Genomic DNA, 16,253 nt, shown 5'->3' on the forward strand with positions numbered 1-16,253 from the left:
GTTCCTCCTACGCAGGGACAGGAACGGCGCGGACTACTGCCATGTCGGCATCTGACAGCGCGAAGAGGGCGGTGACGCGGGCTTCAATCTGTTCCCGGAAAGCGCCGGCGTTTCGCTCGTGAAGGTTGCGCTGGTGCGGTGTTCTTGCGGCCAGGGCTGCATCATTAGCGGCGATGATCTCCCCAACGAGCCTTTCGATCTCGGCCCGCTCATGGGCGGGCGGAACGGGCACCGGCAGGTGCTCGATGAACTGCTTGCCATGTGAGTAATAGCCGCCTCGGAAGGGGCTGGTGTTGGTGCGGATCATCGCCTCGCTCAGGGGATGATGCAGGATTGCCAGCAGATAGAAGTTGCTGACCCCGGAATCCGGGCGCGGCCTCACCATGTAATAGGGGCCGTTGCCGCCGCCGGTCATCATTACGTTGCTGTCGTCATAGGCGTAGCGGGCTTCGAGCGAGAGGATCGGCAGGATGATCTTCGGGCTGTCGAACTTGGTCAGGCTTTGCGAACGGCCGAACTGGTAGAATTGCCGCTCGGCGACCGCGCCGCCGACGATGTTGCGGCGCTCCAGCTCGGCGTGCCGCGCCGAGAGATAGGCCCAGCAGCCGGGGAAGCGCTGCGCCATGTTGGCCGGCTGGATCAGCCGTGCCTCGGTGCGCCTTGCGCCGGCGACCAGCTCGTAGGGGAAAATCATCCAGGCGTTCGCCGGCGCGCGGGTGTAGGGAAAGAGTTGCGCATCATGTAGACAGGGCCGCAGCACGCCGCGCTCGATCGGCCAGTACTGGCCATTCCAGTTCACGGAAACAGCCGCCGCCGTCTCGACCGCCGCCTTGAATATGTAGATCGGGTCGGCGCTCGTCTGCACGCCGACGAAAATCTCGGCGACCTGGCCCAGCTCATCGGGAAAGGCGGCCCGCACGCGGGCAAACAGGCTGCGGGTCTCGGTGTCGGCGAACTGCCAGGTCTCGGCCCCCAGCTCGATTGCCGGGATATCCATGCGCTGACCGGGAACGCCGTAGCGCCACGCCTCAAGGGTGTCGACACGCTCGACATTGACGGAATTGCGCCCGCCCCGGTCGAGGACCAACAGGCAGGTATAGTTGGCGGCCTGGCGTCCAAAGACTTGTTGGACGCCGAAATGCACGACTTCCTCCAGCAACCGTCCGGCTGTGATCAGCTCCCGGAGCGCACGACCGGCCTGGGTGGTCATAAACTTATGCGGGACGATCAGCCCAAGACGCCCATCGGCGCGAATCAAGGTCAGCCCGCGCTCGATGAATAGCGCGTATTTGTCGAAGTTGTCCTGCCGCGCCGTGGTGTAGGGCGACGCAGGGCTCTGATAGAAGGCTGCCTCTTCCGGCGAATAAGCCGTCATATTCTGAATGCGGATATAAGGCGGGTTGCCGACGATGACGTTGAAGCCGCCGCGTGCCATCTCAACAGGGAACTCGGCCGCCCATGTGAATGGGTTGACTTTATCCAGCAGCCGCGGCGGCAAGGGGCCGCGGGCGGCCGTCCATTCAGCTTGGCTTACCAGACTGTTGCCTGCCCGGATTGTGGCATCGAGTGCCGGTAGTGCAGGCGCGCGGCGGGTCGCCACATAGTCGCGCAACCCTGTGGCAGTCTCGTCCTCGATCAGTTTCAGCAACAAACTGAAGCGCGCCACTTCGATGGCGTTGGTGTCGATGTCGACGCCGCGAACATGGGCCAGCAGGATTCGGCGCTTTTCCTCGAAGGTCAGCCGCCATTGCCCGGCTACCACTTCATAGATGGTGCTCCCGACGTACCGCTGCCGGTCGTTGGCGAGATACCAGCTCAGATGGTGATCGAACAGGATCTCAAGAACCGCCAGTAGGAAAATGCCGGAGCCGCAGCAGATATCGGCGACCGTGAATTCCACCAGCGCCTCGGGGCTCTTGCCGGCGAGAGCCGGCCCCAGGGTGCGCGCAACGATGGCGTCCACGATGTAGCGCGGCGTCGGGACAACGCCACCGCTCTCGCGCACTTCTGGCTTACTGATGATCTCAACCGCGCCGCCAGCGGTGATGGTAATCACCTCGCCAAGGAATTGCTCGTAGATTTCGCCCAGCACCTCGGTCTCGACGACGGCGAAGGTGTAGGGGCTCTGCGGGTAGTAAAGCTCGGCAATGATGCCATGCAGGACCGCGTCGCTGATGCGGATTCCCAGCCGGGCGTCATCAAGCAATCTGAAGAGTCCAGAATCATAGAAATCATCGGCGCGCCGCAGCTCGGCCATGAGCGCGTCGAAGGTATTGGCTGCTGCGAGGCTTCGTAAGGTTTCGTAGCGCTCGATTTCCCGGTCCTCGCAGATGCGCAGAAACACAATGCGGGAGAGGAAGAGCTGAACCGCATAGGTCAGCTCAGCCGGGCTGAGGCCGGGCGTATGGGCATGGATGTCTACGGCAAGGCGCTCGCGCCATGACTTGACCTGCCGCAGGAAGAAATCATCAAACTGCTCGGCACCGTGCCGCGAGACATCGACGGCGAACCGACGGTCGAAATCGCCGGAGTAAACGGCCTGGCGGGACAGGAGGGGCCAAAGCTCGTCGAAGCGGGCCTCGAATTCGTCATATCGGATCAGCAGCAGCCGTGCGATCGGAGCTTCGTCGGTGAGGACAGGTTTCGGCACGCAATCATAAACGGCGAGCTGGTGAAAGTTGGTGAGGACGGCGATCGGCAGGCTTGCCGAAAAGCCGTAGCGGCGGGTCTGAAAAGCCGCGTCGCGGTTCCGGTCGATGCGGACGCTCGGCTTCTTCGCCTCAATGAAGAGCTTGCGCTGTCGCGCCAGGCGCAGCTCGTAGTCCGGCTTCTTGGAAAGCCTTTCCTCGTCCACCTCAACGGTGGCTTCTTCGATGACCTCACGGAGCCCGAGCGGCTGTCCTGTCGCATTGTGGACATCCCAGCCAAAGGCCTCCAGCAGCGGCGTGATGAAATCGGTGCGGGCCTGGGTTTCGTTATAGACGGCGCGAAGATAGTCCGCCTCGTGACGCTGGAAATTTCGGACCAGTTCGCCGACGCGAACGCGGGCGGCCGCCTTGAGCGGGTCGTCCGTCATGAGCCGCTGTCCTGTGCCGCCTTTCCCCGAGCGCCGCGCCGACGGCCCATGCGACGGTCGCGCATCTTGGTCCAGATATCCCGCAAAATGACGCAGTCGGCCGATGACAGACCCATGTGTCCCATCAGAACGATGCGGGCATTCTCTTCAAGCACGGTGTCCAACGCGCCGGCGCGAGTCAGGCGATCAGCTTCCGCAAGCGGCATGGCGCCGTTGAGCTTCGCCGGCATCATCAGGCGTTCGGCTTCGGTAGGCTCAAGCTCGAGGACGCCGCCGCCGTAGCTCCGGCCCTCGATCTCTGCGGAAGCCGCCGTTAGCCATGTGTAGGTATTGGCGATAACCCGCTCAGGTTTCCCCGATTTGCTAGTCAAACGATGGATCGTATCCGTCGAGGTTGCGCCCGAATTATTGAGGACGATGCGCGGGAAATCATAAATCTGCCGGAACATAAAGCCGTCTGGCGTCCAGACGGACGGCACGGTGAACCAGGGCCTCCGGATCGAGCACTTATAACCCTTGTGGTATTCTTTCTCTTCGCCATCGCGGATATAGCGCCGCAGTGCGGTGCTGAGCTTGCTGGCCTGAGCGGCGCTGATGTTCAACAGGTGAACGCGGTCGCCGGCTCGGGAAAGCGTCTTCCAGTCCGCTTTCCCGAGCCGGGTGCCTCTGAGCTGCACGGAACGCGACACAAGAGGCGTTGTGTATCCCTCAAGTCCGAGAGCTTCGACTTGCTCGCCAGACAGTACGAAAAACTCGTTCTTGCCGGTCACAACGCCAACATCGACGCTAGCGTGAGTCACCATGGCGGTCGTGTTCTCCGCCTGGCGCAGCTCGCGCATGAAGGCGATCTCGCGGGCGGTGAGGAAATATTTCAGCCACTTCTCATTGTCGTGCTGGATCGTTTTCGGCTGGGCGGCCTTGAGGAGCGCTGCAGGCTTCCGCTTCGTGATTTCGCCGACGGTCGTGGCTTCGGTCATCGCGACGCGGCAGGTATTCGTCTCCGATGCCTCGGCCAAAGCGCCATCGGCGAGCAACAGGACCACTTCCTGTTCGGCCTTCTCGAAAAACAGCTCGTTGCACGCAACGATATCGATCCGCGAAAAGCGGTCTGTCAGGAAAGAGCGCAACTGCGCGGCATAAGTGACCTGCAGCAGCTCTGCCGGCAGGACTAGGGCCATGCGTCCGCCGGGCCGCAAGCTGGCGGCCGAAGCGACGACGAAGGGCACCCATATGTTGGTCAGGCGATTAGGAGAGAGACCCTGCTCTCCCATCATCGCCATGGCGCGCGAGCGGTGCGGCTCGGGGAAGGACTGATATCGGATAAAGGGCGGGTTGCCAATCACGGCATCGAAATTTGGTTGAACGCTGCCCTGCCACCAGCCAAAGAAGTCCGACATTTTCACCACGTCGCCGGCGCGAAGGCCCAGTGCCGGACGGAGACGATCGGTGGCACGCTCGGCTTCTGCCGGGATAATCTCGATACCTGTCAGGCGATCCGCAATATCAGGGCCGCGCACGCCGAGCTGCGTGAAGCGCTCGGCGGCGGCTGCGAGGAACGCGCCATCGCCGCAACTCGGCTCCAGCACGTTGTCCGACGCCTCACGGATGGCCCATGCGCAAAGCCAGTGCGCGACTTCCGCCGACGTATAATAGCCGCCACGCAGCTTGTCCTGGTCGAGGTCCGTGAAGCGCCCCGCCGGCGATGCGCTCACCTTGGCCGGCGTCGCGCCGTTCGTTTTGCGGGACTGGCCCCGTTCGCTTGTCATTCTTTCCCCACGTGCAGAAGCGGCATTTCGTCTTTCAGCAACCGATCGATCGCCTCGCGGACGACCCAGGCAACAGACACCCGATTCTTCCGTGCGATTTCGGCGAGTTCCCGGTGCTGCTCCGCCGTCAAACTGACTGAGAGCCGATGCGAGGATTTTTCATCCTGATGGGCGGTGGTCGGCATGGCCTTCATTTTGTTAGGTCTTGTGCACCACATTACACCGTAATGGTGCATAAGCTAGTAAAAGGAAAAAGCATAGCGACATTCACACTGTTTTTTGCTCCTTGCCGCCTTCTTCGCCGCGTCGGAACGCGCATGAAACGGGCGAGCCCTTGGCCGACTCTGCCGGCACGCCTTGGCGCTGCGAATCATCTCGTTTGAGGCCGGATCCGGACTGGTGAGTTATTAGGGCTAGATGTAGTCCTTGTTCTCGACGGCGAGTCTGCTGCACATTGCCCACTCAAGATCCGGCCGCTCCCGTGCCGGGACATGTACCTGGCTTTCAGCTGGGTTCTCCTCATCCAGGCGGATTAGTCCGATGCCGTGAGCTAGCACGCCTCGTGTGGCAAAAGGAGAAGGGCGAGAGCCCATGGCCTGCAATGGAGCGTTCGGTCATTGCGATCGTGCAACCAAGCTGCCCGGTCGACCATCCGGACCGCGGCCTTCAACGCCAGCTCGCCTTGGAACCGGCCCTCCAGCAATTGGGTCAGTGCGCAGCGGAATTCGGCTGGACCGAGGACGAGATAGCCCAGGCGCTCCTCGAACTCGCCGGCGCGCGCCTCAAGGGACAGCTACCGAGCGGGGCGTGATTTGATCGGGATACAGGACCTGGATACGCAGCATCTGAAGTTCCTTCACTGCCAATCCCAGGCGACATATCGGCGGTCAGCCCGATCAGGCTGATGTGCCTCTCGTATTCTCGTCGGCCATGGTGTGCCCGGATGGAGTTCTTTGTGCGGACGCCACTATCGTGGCGGCATCGTCGGAACAGGAAGAACGGTTTTTTCGCCTAAACCTTGTTGAAGCCGGCATAAGTCAGCCGCAAGTGCTGCAGGCATGAATCCGCGAGGTTTCGCGGCGAGTGGCTTGGCTCCTTTGCAGGGCCCATTTCCCGCTCTTTCGGCTTAATTCCCTTGTTCCAGCCCGGACCTTGCCGATCAACCCGCTTCGGGGTCGGACTACGCAAGCGTGCCGTCGCTCAAGGCTTCGCCATCGCGATGATCGCGGTCCCGGCTGGACCCGACGGGCGCCTGTCGAGCGGGGAATGGTCCCCGCGAACACGGGAGCCAACACATGTCGCACGAACTCAGCCTCGCTCAGAGCCACGCCTGGAACCTCGCTCGCACCCTGATGACGCCGGTCATCCTCTTCAAGGTCAATGACAACGAGTACGGCGTTCTCCCTGCTGAAGACCTCGACGGCGACGAGGTCGAGGCGATCGCCGAATACTGCCCATACACGGGCGGACGGCCGGTTCATTGAACCGGCCCTCTATGCCACGGCGTGCCGCTTGCGAGCGGCAGGCCGCAAGGGAGGCTGCGCCGCGGCGGAAGCCGCGCCCTTGCCGCCTTTGCTCTTCGCGGCGGTCGCGGAGTGTTCCGCGAAATTGTATGGAGCAGACAGACTTGGAGAAAGGCCGGCAGGTAGGCTGCCGGGAGAGAAGAATGGAAAAGGCGGATATAGAAGAGCTGCGCGGCCGGGTCGGCTGTGCGGCGGTGCTGGAGACCGGCGGCTTTGCGGTCGACCTCAAGGAAAGCACCCGCAAAGCGGTCAAATACCGCCGTGGCGACGATATCATCATCGTCATCCATGACGGCAAGGGATGGTTCGACCCGTTGTCGGATGCAAAGGGCGATGTCTATTCGCTGGTCCAGCATCTGGACGGCGGCGATTTCATGGAAGCCTTCGTGCAGGTAGCGTCGCTTGTGGGATTCGTGCCGAGCGAGCCCGAATGGAAACGACGGTCCCGCGAGAGCGAACCCGACCAGTCCGTCCCGGCACGTTGGGCGGCACGACGAAAGCCGTGGCGCGGGTCGGCGACCTGGCGCTATCTGCGCGATGAGCGGCGCATTCCCGAACAGGTCATCCGCACAGCTATCGCCCAGAACGTTCTGAGGGAAGGCCCGCTCGGCAGCATGTGGGCCGCCCACAGAGACGTGGCCGGCATCGTCACCGGCTGGGAGGAGCGCGGCCCGCAATGGCGGGGTTTTGCGGCTGGAGGCGGCAAGATGTTGTTCCGGTTGGGGACGACGATGACAGCCACCCGCATCTGCGTCACCGAAGCGGCGATCGACGCCATGAGCCTGGCCGCGATCGAACGGATCCGGCGTGATACGCTGTATGCCAGCACCGGCGGCGGCTGGTCGCCGGCGACGGACACGGCTCTTCGCCTGTTGGGGGCAAGGCCGAACACGCGGCTTGTGGCGGCCACCGACGCCAACCCGCAAGGCGAGGCATTCGTGTCGAGGCTGCGTGAGCTTGCCGGCGAGCTCGCCTGCGACTTTGAGCGGCTGAAGCCGCGCGCCGAAGACTGGAACGCGATGCTGCAGGACGCGGCATCCGCCTGACGGCGCCGATCACTCAACCGCCGGCGCAAGATTGAAGATCGCTGCCAGCGCTTTGCCAATGACCATGTCAACTCGAAAGTCTGCGCCACGCGGGCATGACAGCAGGTTCGCACCGCCAAATTGGGGAGGAAGAGAGAGAAAAGGAAAGGAAACCGGGTTGCCGCATGCCCGCCGGTCGCGTGCAAGGGTGAAGCTTCGCCCGGCTGCGCCGGCCCTTGACCCGCCCGGACGGAGAGGCGGCCGCTGGGAAGGGGTCATGAAGGGCTGAAGATGATGGGCATCCACGAGGGTGTTGCGCGCTCAGGCCCGACGAGGCTGAAGGAGCCCGCCGATGAACCCCTTTTCTCCCATCCGTAAAGTCTACCAGGGCATTGCCGACCGACGGCAGATGTTCCGTTTGTTCGACCGCCATGCGCAGCGCCCGAACCGGGATCACGTCGATGCCGGATCTCTTTATCTCGGGGAGTGGTTTGGAGTCGGCCGCGCCGAGCACGACTACATGCTGGAAATTCTGCCACCGCTCTGGATGCGAGGCGAGATGTTCGCGCTACGCGAGTTTCTTACCGATAGCATCACCAGCGTCTTCTACACACTGCGCATCGACGGCGGAACGCGTTACTATCATGCCTATTGCGATCTGAATGTGGCGCGATCGCCTGCCGAAATGCGCGATGCCATCGTCGAGCGCGAGTCCTGGCCGGTGAAGGCGATGACGCGCGAAGAGCGGTTGGAGCATATCTGGAGCGCCACGCACGACGATTACCGTGGCTATGCCGGGGACCGCTGGCTGCCGGAGCATCGCGGCAAGCGCACGGTGCTCTGTTATGGCGGCCGGCAGGGCACCACGCTGAAGTTGCTCGACGAACTCACCGATGATGAGATCGCGGCCAAGCTGCCGGTGCATCTGCGCCATCTCCCGATCCAGGCGGCGGCGTGAGGTGGTGCGATGTTTACCTTTCCCATCCTTGCCGTCCGCAAGGTGATCGATCGCGGCATTGCCGATGCCGCCGCCAATGGAGGCTTCCGCAATCCCTACTATGGGACGAGGCCCGGTGAGGGCGAACGGCCCGGCCTCTGGTTGGTCGGCGACGAGGGCGTCTACATCATGTCCAACGGCAAACTCGCCGAGGGCGCACGTGCGCTCGTCGCCTATTCGGAGCAATGCCACCCTGTCGGCAATCCCGACTGGTGGGACTACAAGCGCCGGCATTTCGGCGGTGACGACGGCATCGAATTCATCGACGCCGAGCAACTGATCCCGCTGTTCGATCGCAACCTTCGCTGCACGCATCTCAACGTGCAGCTCACCGAGACCGAAGTCTCGCTCTCGCTGATCGCCCGCTAACCCCAGCCAACCCGCCAGCCTTTCACGCGGCCGCCAACGGCGTCCGCGTGCTCGCGCTTGCCCTCAAATCCAAGGAGATTTTTCATGGCCCATGACGACCCCTTTACCATCGACCTGTTCGGCAGCACGGCCATTTCGTCCGGACTCGGCCTTGGCGTCACCGCCTTCGCGGCTGACTTCGGGCCGGGCGATGACGATGATCCCAATTCTTCCGCGCCTTCGCCGGTCACGCCGGCGGTTGCAGCCATGCAACCGACGTCGAAGCCTCGACGGGGTCATGGACTGAACTTTCATCTTGCCGGCGATCGTGGGCTGGCCCGTGGCTGGAAGGATCGGGCCGGCGACAACATCGCTTCGATCCGGCTCGCCGCCGAGATCGAGGCCGATGAGCGCTCTGCCACGCGCGAGGAGCAGGAGCGGCTGATCCGGTTCACCGGCTTCGGCGCGTCCGACCTTGCCAATGGCGTCTTCCGCCGCCCCGGCGAGAGCGAATTTCGCAAAGGCTGGGGCGAGATCGGCTCGGACCTGGAAGATGCCGTCGGCGAGATCGACTATGCCTCGCTCGCGCGCTGCACCCAATATGCCCATTTTACGCCTGAGTTCATCGTGCGGGCGATCTGGTCAGGCCTCCAGCGTCTCGGATGGCGCGGCGGTCGGGTTCTTGAACCAGGCGTCGGAACTGGCCTGTTTCCGGCGCTGATGCCGCAGTCCCTGCGCGGCGTCTCCCACGTCACTGGAATCGAACTCGATCCCGTCACCGCGCGCATCGCCCGGCAGTTGCAGCCGCAAGCGCGGATCATAACCGGAGACTTTGCCGCCACGCAGCTGCCGGCGACCTTCGACCTCGCCATCGGCAATCCACCGTTTTCGGATCGAACCGTGCGCTCCGACCGGGCATATCGGTCGATGGGATTGCGGCTGCATGACTACTTCATTGCCCGGTCGATCGATCTGCTGAAGCCGGAGGCTCTTGGCGCCTTCGTCACCAGTTCGGGCACGATGGACAAGGCAGACAGCACCGCGCGCGAGCACATTGCGAAGTCGGCCGATCTGATTGCCGCCATGCGCCTGCCCGAGGGCAGTTTCCGGGCCGACGCCGGCACCGACGTCGTGGTCGACATTTTGTTTTTCCGCAAGCGCAAGATCGGCGAGCCAGAAGGCGACCTGTCATGGCTCGACACCGAGGAAGTCCGCCAGGCGACGGAGGGTGAAGGCGCGATCCGCGTGAACCGCTGGTTCGCGCGCCACCCGGATTTCGTGCTCGGCACGCATGCCACGATCTCGGGACCTTACGGCGAGGCCTATTCCTGCCTGCCCCATCCCGGTGTCGATCTGGAACGGGCGCTCACCACAGCGATCTCCCTCCTTCCGGAAGCCATTTATGACGGCGAGCCGGACGAGATTGATGATGAGATTGATCATGACGCCGAGCCCAGTGCCGATATCGTCGATGCCGTGCCGGGAGGCGCCGGCGTGCGCGAGGGCAGTTTCTTCGTCGCGAAAAATAGCGCCCTCGTGCAGATGATCGATGGCGCTGCTGTGACCATCACCGTGCGCAAGGGCGGGGCGAGCGAAGGCGTGCCGGAAAAGCACGCGCGTATCATCCGTAAATTGATCCCCATACGCGATGCCGTGCGTGAAGTCCTGAAGGCCCAGGAGTTCAACCGGCCCTGGAAGCCGGCCCAAGTCAGGCTGCGCATCGCCTGGTCGAATTTTGTGCGTGCCTTCGGTCCCATCAACACGACCGTCGTTTCCACCAGCGAGGACGCCGAAACGGGCGAGGTCCGCGAAGTGCATCGCAGGCCGAACCTGCAGCCCTTCCTCGACGATCCCGATTGCTGGCTGGTCGCCTCCATCGAGGACTACGATCTCGAAACCAATACCGCCCGGCCGGGTCCGATTTTCACCGAGCGCGTCATCGCGCCGCCCGCGGCACCCATCATCACAAGTGCCGCCGATGCGCTTGCCGTCGTGCTCAACGAACGCGGCCATGTCGACGTCGATCACATCACCGAATTGCTGCACGCCGATGCCGAAGCAGTCATCACCGAACTCGGCGACGCCATCTACCATGATCCCGAGACCGGTTCCTGGCAAACGGCCGACGCCTATCTCTCCGGCCAGGTCCGCGACAAGCTCAAGGCCGCAAAAGCCGCTGCCGCACTCGACCCCGTCTTCGAGCGCAATGTCCGTGCCCTGATCGAGGTTCAGCCGGCCGATCTTCGGCCTTCCGATATTACCGCCCGTCTTGGCGCACCATGGATCCCCGCCGCCGATGTCGTCGCCTTCGTCAAGGAGACGATGGGTGCCGAGATCAGGATCCATCATATGCCGGAGCTGGCATCGTGGACCGTAGAGGCGCGGCAATTGGGATGGATGGCGGCCGGCACGTCCGAATGGGGCACCGATCGCCGTCATGCCGGCGAGCTCCTAGCCGACGCGCTGAACAGCCGGGTGCCGCAGATCTTCGATACGGTGAAGGAGGGCCCTGCCGAAAAGCGCGTGCTCAATGTCGTGGATACCGAAGCCGCCAAGGAAAAGCTGCAGAAGATCAAGACCGCTTTCCAGAATTGGATCTGGTCCGATCCCGACCGCACCGACCGGCTGGCGCGGGTCTATAATGACCGCTTCAACAACATCGCCCCCCGACGATTCAACGGGGATCACCTGCGACTTCCAGGCGCCTCCGGCGCCTTTTCTCTTTATGGGCACCAAAAGCGCGGCATCTGGCGCATCGTCTCGGCCGGCTCGACCTACCTCGCCCATGCCGTCGGCGCCGGCAAGACCATGACGATTGCCGCGAGCGTCATGGAGCAGCGCCGGCTTGGCCTGATCGCCAAGGCCATGTTGGTCGTTCCCGGCCATTGCCTTGCACAGGCGGCACGCGAGTTCCTGGCGCTCTATCCGAACGCGCGAATCCTCGTGGCCGATGAGACGAATTTTTCTTTAGCCAAGCGACATCGCTTCCTTTCACGTGCGGCGACGGCGACCTGGGATGCGATCATCATCACGCACAGCGCCTTCCGCTTCATCGGCGTGCCTTCGGCATTCGAGCAGCAGATGATCAGGCAAGAGCTGGAACTCTACGAGACGCTGCTGACCAAGGTCGAGGGCGACGACCGCGTCTCGCGCAAGCGTCTCGAGCGGCTGAAGGAGGGGCTCAAGGAACGGCTGGAGGCGCTGGCGACCCGCAAGGACGACCTGCTCACCATTTCCGAGATCGGCGTCGACCAGATCATCGTCGACGAAGCCCAGGAGTTCAGGAAGCTCAGCTTCGCCACCAACATGTCGACGCTCAAGGGCGTCGATCCGAACGGCTCGCAGCGGGCCTGGGACCTTTATGTCAAATCCCGGTTCGTGGAGACGAAGAATCCGGGCCGGGCGCTCGTGCTGGCCTCCGGCACGCCGATCACCAATACGCTTGGCGAGATGTTCTCCGTGCAGCGTTATCTCGGTTACGAGGCGCTGCTTCAGCGCGGTCTGCACGAGTTCGACGCCTGGGCTTCGACCTTCGGCGACGTCACGACTGAACTCGAATTGCAGCCATCCGGCAAATACAAGCCGGTGACGCGCTTCGCCACCTTCGTCAACGTGCCGGAGCTGATCGCGATGTTCCGCTCCTTCGCGGATGTGGTGATGCCGCAAGACCTTCGAGACTATGTGAAGGTGCCGGCGCTTTCCACCGGCGCGCGTCAGATCATCACCGCCAAGCCGTCCGCGGCCTTCAAGCGCTACCAGATGGTGCTCGATGCCCGCATCAAGGCCATCGAGGAACGCGACCGTCCGGCAGAACCTGGTGACGACATCCTGCTCTCGGTTATCACCGATGGCCGGCACGCCGCTATCGACCTGCGCCTGGTCGATCCGGACGATGACAATGAGCCTGACAACAAGCTCAACGCCCTGATCGGCAATGCCTTCTGTATCTGGCAAGAAACAGCGCAAAGCAGCTATGTCCGCCCTGACGGCAAGCCGTTCGAGCTTGCGGGCGCAGCGCAGATGATTTTTTCCGATCTCGGCACGATCAGCGTCGAAAAAACCAGAGGCTTTTCGGCCTATCGCTGGATCCGCGACGAGCTGGTCCGCATGGGCGTTCCGCCCTCCGAGATCGCCTTCATGCAGGACTTCAAGAAGTCCGAGGCCAAGCAGCGCCTGTTTAGCGATGTGCGCGCTGGAAAAATCCGGTTCCTAGTCGGCTCTTCCGACACGATGGGCACCGGCGTCAACGCGCAGCTCCGCCTCAAGGCGCTGCATCATCTCGATGTGCCGTGGCTTCCCTCCCAGATCGAGCAGCGCGAAGGCCGTATCCTGCGGCAGGGTAACCAGCACGATGTCATCGATATCTTCGCCTACGCCACGGAAGGATCGATGGATGCCCAGATGTGGCAGAACAACGAGCGCAAGGCCCGGTTCATCGCGGCCGCTCTGTCCGGTGACACGTCCATTCGGCGGTTGGAGGATATGGGTGAGGGGCAGGCCAACCAGTTCGCGATGGCCAAGGCGATCGCCTCAGGCGATCCGCGCCTGATGCAGAAGGCAGGTCTGGAGGCGGACATTGCCCGTCTGGAGCGCCTTCGCGCGGCCCACATTGATGATGAGCACGCCGTTCGCCGGCAGATCCGTGATGCCGAGCGCGATATCGAATACTCGGCCCGGCGCATCGGCGAGGTCGGCAAGGATATCGAGCGGCTCGTGCCGACGACCGGCGATGGGTTCAGTATGGTGGTCGGAGGCGACGCGGTCACGGAGCGCAAACTCGCCGGTCGTGCGCTGATGAAGGAAATCCTGACCCTCGTGCAGCTTCAGCAGGAAGGCAAAACCACCATCGCCTCCATCGGCGGGTTCGATTTCGAATATTCCGGCGAGCGCTTCGGCAAGGACGGCTACCGCTATGCCACCATGCTGATGCGCACCGGCGCCGATGATGAGATTGAGCTCGCGGTGACCACCACGCCGCTTGGTGCGATTTCTCGCCTCGAGCATGCCTTGGCCGGCTTCGAGGGCGAGCAGGTACAATACCGCCAGCGTCGTGTGGATGCCGAGCGCAGGCTCACCTCCTATCGCTCGCGTCAGGGCGGCGAGTTCGGATTCTCTGGTGAACTGGCCGAGAAGCGCCGGCAGCTTGCGGAAATCGAAGCCGATCTTGCGTCTTCGATTGATGGCCGGGATCCGCGTGCAGCCGCATAGCAGGCTGACACAGGCTGCCGGTTATTGTGTCAGGCATTGACCGGCAGAAAAGGTTCAAGGCGGCCCGTGTGTAAGCGATGCAGGTGGCGCGCCGAACTGCTTACCCATGTTGATGCCACGTTTCGGTCGTGCTCGGCTCCGGCCAGCCAGACCACATGACGTAACGTCAAGAATCAGCTAACTGGATCATCGCGGCGGACCTGATTGGACCGTCCGGCCGGCGCCTGCCAGACCCCCCCGCAAAAGCAGGCGCCGGCCTTTTAGCGCTTGAAAGCCGAGCAGTCATATTGTTTCGTCTTGTCCCCATCCAGACACGAGGCAGTTGCGATGGACGACACCAAAGGCGGCGCAAACCACACGTCCGTTGAGATAGTCGAGGCCATGGGCGAGTGGTTCGTCCGTGTTGTTGGGAACGGCGAAGAACTTACCCGATCATTCGACCTAGAATCGGTCGCCCTTGCCTTCGCGGAAGGCCAGCGGATACGCCTAGGGCTTAAGGACTTCAAACGGATCTGACCCGACTTCCGCGTTCACACCATAGCCACCTAAATTCAGTTTGCTATCGATCCATTGCGGGATGGCCCTATGTCGTGCCGATCAAATCCCGTTCTTCACCATAAGACGGCAGGACCAAAGTCTTGCGCCATGCGAGCAAAGGTCTGACGTAACCGCTTTGGTTCCGTACTTGTCCGTTGGACGTTCCGTTATTTTAGCTAATCGGCATGTAATCGACCCGTCACTTAGATGGCTGACGGGCCGCCTGTTTATTGGTCTACAGCTTAGTCGCGGGCCAAAAAGAACGCGTCAATTTCGGCGTCGCTCTTTGCCCAGCGCCGCAAAGCCGGCCGCCATCATTGGCTCAGAATAGATCAGGCCCGGTTGCGTACTGGACATTGCTCAAATAGAGATGGGACAAATCAGACAAAAGGACCGACACATTGACAGAAGAATTCGACCACCGCGCCGCCGAACTAGCCGAGCTTACTGCGGAGATTGTGTCCGCCTACATAAGTAAGAACCCTCTACCGACTACCGGCCTGCCTGAACTAATCGCATCCGTGCACAAGTCTCTGTCCGGGCTTGGTATGCCGATCGCGCCTGTCGTTGAGCGGCAAACTCCCGCGGTCAACCCGAAGAAGTCGGTGACGCCAGACTTCATTATCTGCCTCGAAGACGGCAAGAAGTTCAAATCCCTGAAGCGGCACCTTAGCACGGACTTCGGTCTGACGCCGGACGCTTATCGCGAGAAGTGGGGCTTGCCGCGCGACTATCCCATGACGGCTCCGAATTACGCCGCGCAGCGCTCGCAACTGGCGAAATCCATCGGACTTGGCCGCAAGGCTGAACCCGTCGCATCAGCCAAGAAGGCACCAGCGAAGCGGAAAGCCAAAGTGTCCGCCACCACCTGACGCCACGTAACGACTCAGCTATGTCAAGGCGCGGCGGATCCCAATCCCGCCCATGGCCGGCGCCATTCGGATACCCTTCAGCGAGGGCGCCGGCCTTTGTTCGTAGCGTGGCGGAACTCGCCGGGCGAAGAAACCCCAACCACCTCAAGCCCGGCGAGCCTACACCTGATCAAAGTACGCGATCAGGACCGGGATCAACCGGCACCACGTCCGAAGCAAGAGCAATGCCGGCACTTTGGTCCCGAAATGGGACAATACCGGGGTCCCCCGCTAGCAGCCGGGTTTCTCTTCAGAACATAGAACAAAACCTTGTGGGCTCTGGCCACGGAGCCGCCGAGACAGAGAACTGTCCAACGACCTGCGAGCGCTGATTGAGGTCCACAAGACAGCATACGCGGTGTTCGGCAACGCCCTCTACGAAGTGGGCGAAAACAGCCGTGACCATGATAGAGCGAGCCGGGTTGAGGAGATGGCGCGGCTGGCCATCTGCGCCTATTCTGCGATCAGGGACGGCAATGCTTGGCGAAGGCCCGATATCTTTTAGAGTTCGAGGCGCGCGGCTTCGCTCAACGATGGGAAGGTCAGATGGTTCGGACTTCGCCGGTCGATGTCTTTCCGGAACGTTTGTCCTGCACGAGTTCGTAGCTGACCTTCCGACCATGAATGGGTGACCTCATGATCACAGCGCGACAGCTTCGAGCCGCTAGCTCTCATGTTCCCTGTCAAGGTTGAAGGCAAGAAGGCTCGCCTGCTTGGCAGGTTTGCGAAGCAGTCGGATTGGCTGAAGCTGCACAGGGCTGGGGGTGGAGCTCAGAGACGACGGTTGATCAGACTCTCATCCGCGGGGTTGGGTACCGGCCTTCCGTGTCTTCGTCTCGGGGCTGTCCTCGGTCTAGAGGGC

11 protein-coding genes and 1 pseudogene are annotated in these 16,253 nt (G+C 62.4%); 8 read left to right on the forward strand and 4 right to left on the reverse strand.

Annotation, left to right across the window (positions count from 1 at the left end; translation table 11 throughout):
* Nucleotides 1–7: 7 nt before the first annotated feature.
* The 4 genes and pseudogenes from A6B35_RS29905 to A6B35_RS36805 all read right to left on the reverse strand — a co-directional run.
* A complete protein-coding gene (locus A6B35_RS29905; RefSeq protein WP_006205766.1) occupies nucleotides 8–3,076 on the reverse strand; it encodes an Eco57I restriction-modification methylase domain-containing protein in 3,069 nt (1,022 codons plus the stop codon).
* Nucleotides 3,073–4,842: an Eco57I restriction-modification methylase domain-containing protein gene (locus A6B35_RS29910; protein ID WP_006205767.1), complete on the reverse strand. Its 1,770-nt coding sequence runs from the start codon at nucleotides 4,840–4,842 to the stop codon at nucleotides 3,073–3,075. Before A6B35_RS29910 ends, A6B35_RS29905 begins: the two co-directional genes overlap by 4 nt.
* On the reverse strand, nucleotides 4,839–5,036 hold the full coding sequence (locus A6B35_RS29915; protein ID WP_006205768.1) for a ribbon-helix-helix domain-containing protein: 198 nt from the start codon (nucleotides 5,034–5,036) through the stop codon (nucleotides 4,839–4,841). The genes A6B35_RS29910 and A6B35_RS29915 overlap by 4 nt, the downstream gene beginning before the upstream one ends.
* 222 nt (nucleotides 5,037–5,258) lie before the next feature.
* Nucleotides 5,259–5,393: pseudogene (locus A6B35_RS36805) on the reverse strand (HrgA protein); the annotation flags it as partial.
* A 50-nt stretch (nucleotides 5,394–5,443) separates the two neighbouring features.
* Between A6B35_RS36805 and A6B35_RS29920 the strand changes: the two are divergent.
* The 8 genes from A6B35_RS29920 to A6B35_RS29955 all read left to right on the forward strand — a co-directional run bounded on the left by A6B35_RS29920 (nucleotide 5,444) and on the right by A6B35_RS29955 (nucleotide 15,352).
* The gene (locus A6B35_RS29920; protein ID WP_006205769.1) at nucleotides 5,444–5,653 is read left to right on the forward strand and encodes a hypothetical protein; all 210 of its coding nucleotides are present in this window, start codon (nucleotides 5,444–5,446) and stop codon (nucleotides 5,651–5,653) included.
* 484 nt (nucleotides 5,654–6,137) lie between these two features.
* A complete protein-coding gene (locus A6B35_RS29925; RefSeq protein ID WP_006205770.1) occupies nucleotides 6,138–6,326 on the forward strand; it encodes a hypothetical protein in 189 nt (62 codons plus the stop codon).
* Nucleotides 6,327–6,508: 182 nt separating this feature from the next.
* On the forward strand, nucleotides 6,509–7,411 hold the full coding sequence (locus A6B35_RS29930) for a DUF3991 and toprim domain-containing protein (RefSeq protein ID WP_006205771.1): 903 nt from the start codon (nucleotides 6,509–6,511) through the stop codon (nucleotides 7,409–7,411).
* Between the two features lie 331 nt (nucleotides 7,412–7,742).
* Complete coding sequence (locus A6B35_RS29935) at nucleotides 7,743–8,348, forward strand: DUF1419 domain-containing protein (RefSeq protein WP_006205772.1); 606 nt, start codon at nucleotides 7,743–7,745, stop codon at nucleotides 8,346–8,348.
* Nucleotides 8,349–8,357: 9 nt separating this feature from the next.
* Complete coding sequence (locus A6B35_RS29940; protein WP_006205773.1) at nucleotides 8,358–8,756, forward strand: DUF3085 domain-containing protein; 399 nt, start codon at nucleotides 8,358–8,360, stop codon at nucleotides 8,754–8,756.
* An 84-nt stretch (nucleotides 8,757–8,840) separates the two neighbouring features.
* Nucleotides 8,841–13,943, forward strand: a complete 5,103-nt coding sequence (locus tag A6B35_RS29945; RefSeq protein WP_006205774.1) for a helicase-related protein — start codon at nucleotides 8,841–8,843, stop codon at nucleotides 13,941–13,943.
* A gap of 327 nt (nucleotides 13,944–14,270) precedes the next feature.
* Nucleotides 14,271–14,459 carry a hypothetical protein gene (locus tag A6B35_RS29950; protein ID WP_006205775.1) on the forward strand — a complete coding sequence of 63 codons (189 nt, stop codon included), beginning with the start codon at nucleotides 14,271–14,273 and terminating at the stop codon, nucleotides 14,457–14,459.
* Between the two features lie 422 nt (nucleotides 14,460–14,881).
* Complete coding sequence (locus A6B35_RS29955; RefSeq protein WP_040583918.1) at nucleotides 14,882–15,352, forward strand: Ros/MucR family transcriptional regulator; 471 nt, start codon at nucleotides 14,882–14,884, stop codon at nucleotides 15,350–15,352.
* The last annotated feature ends 901 nt before the right edge of the window (nucleotides 15,353–16,253 follow it).

The sequence above is a fragment of the Mesorhizobium amorphae CCNWGS0123 genome (assembly GCF_001686985.1).
Taxonomy (GTDB): Bacteria; Pseudomonadota; Alphaproteobacteria; order Rhizobiales; family Rhizobiaceae; genus Mesorhizobium; species Mesorhizobium amorphae.